This window comes from Polaromonas sp. P1_G4 (genome assembly GCF_056405475.1).
Window position 1 is genome coordinate 1 of the sequence record NZ_JBFUCA010000735.1, and the last position, 1,614, is coordinate 1,614.

Sequence of the window (1,614 nt, forward strand, 5' to 3'; positions counted from 1 at the left end):
GGCACGCGTGCCATGTCCACAGGGAAATCAAACAGCAAGGGCAAGGTCTGCGGGTCCAGAAAACGCAGGCCGGCGGGCAAGGCGCCGCTTTGCGTCGTGGGGCTGAAAGGCCGTCGGCTGGCGACCACAAAACCCCATTCGCCAAAACTGGGCACATTGGCGTGATAGGGGGCGGCCTTGAGCCCGACGGATTCCAGCGTGCTCACCACCGTCCAGTAGCTGCGCCGCGCCACCAGGGGAGACGTGGTCTGGATGACCGCATAGCCGCTGGCCGAAAGGTGCTGGTCGAGCAGCGCATAAAACGAGTTGGTGTAGAGCTTGCCGATGGAAAAATTGGTCGGGTCGGGGAAGTCCACGATGATGATGTCGAACATGCCGGCGTTTTTGTCCAGCCACTGGAAGGCGTCGGCATTCACGATGTGTACCTTGGGTGACAGCAGCGCGTCGCCGTTCAGGCGCTTCAAGGCCGGCTGCTGGCTGAACAGCTGCGTCATGGCCGGGTCCAGCTCTACCAGCGTGACGCTTTCCACACTGGGGTATTTAAGGACTTCGCGCACCGCCATGCCGTCGCCGCCGCCCAATACCGCGATGTTTTTCGGCGCGCCGTGCGCGCTCATCACCGGGTGCACCAGCGCTTCGTGATAACGGTATTCGTCGCGCTCGGCAAACTGCAGGTTGCCGTTGAGGAACAGGCGGTGGCCGCCGCGGCCGTTCGTGACCACGATGCGCTGGTAAGGCGTGGTGGCGGTGAAGATGACACGGTCCTGGTAGAAATGGTCTTCGGCCAGTGTGGTGATCTGGTTCGCGCCCACAAAGCCGGCACCCAGCACGCACAAGACCCCCAGGCAAGCCAGGGCATGCGACTTGACGTGCCGCAGCTCATGGCGGAACAGCCACAGCGCCCACACCGCGACAGCCGCGTTCATAAGGCCAAACAGCAGGCCGGTGCGTATAAGGCCCAGGTGCGGCACCAGCACCAGCGGAAATGCCAGCGACACGGCCAGTGCGCCCAGGTAGTCGAAGGTGAGCACCTGCGACACCAGCTCCTTGAGCGCCACGTTGCGCCGCAGGATGCGCATGACCAGCGGAATCTCCAGCCCCACCAGCGTGCCCACCAGCAGCACCATGGCGTACAGCAGGAAACGGAAAGCACCGGGCACATAGGCATTCGCCAGAAAAAGCGTGGCCGGCAGCGCACCGCCCACCAGCGCCACCATCAATTCAATGCGCAAAAAATGGGCCGGCAACTGCCGCTCGAAAAACCGCGACAACCAGGACCCAATACCCATGGCAAACAGATAGCTACCGATGATGGTGGAAAACTGCAGCACCGAATCGCCCAGCAGATAAGAAGCCAAAGCCCCTGCCGCCAGCTCATACACCAGCCCGCACGCCGCGACCACAAAGACGCTGGCCAGCAGCGCGACTTCAAGAGGGCGCGGTGTGGCAACGGTGGAGGGGGGTTTAGTGTTCAAAACGAGGGTGCCGATGGATGGGATATGCAGAACTGCGATGCGAAGCGAGCCGGTATCACGACGGCGTCAAGGGCGTAGCGAGCGAGCTGCGGGCAAGGCGGACGGCGCGCAGGAACCGGAATGTACCTGCGGGTACATG

The 1,614-nt window shown here is 62.8% G+C and carries 1 protein-coding gene and 1 other RNA gene; both read right to left on the bottom strand.

The window, feature by feature from the left end:
• Window positions 1–1,475: polyamine aminopropyltransferase (locus AC1D1X_RS22815; RefSeq protein ID WP_477699278.1), on the bottom strand; the 1,475-nt coding region annotated here is incomplete at its 3' end.
• Between the two features lie 62 nt (window positions 1,476–1,537).
• Window positions 1,538–1,613, bottom strand: a non-coding RNA gene (locus AC1D1X_RS22820) — sX9 sRNA.
• Between the last annotated feature and the right edge of the window lies 1 nt (window position 1,614).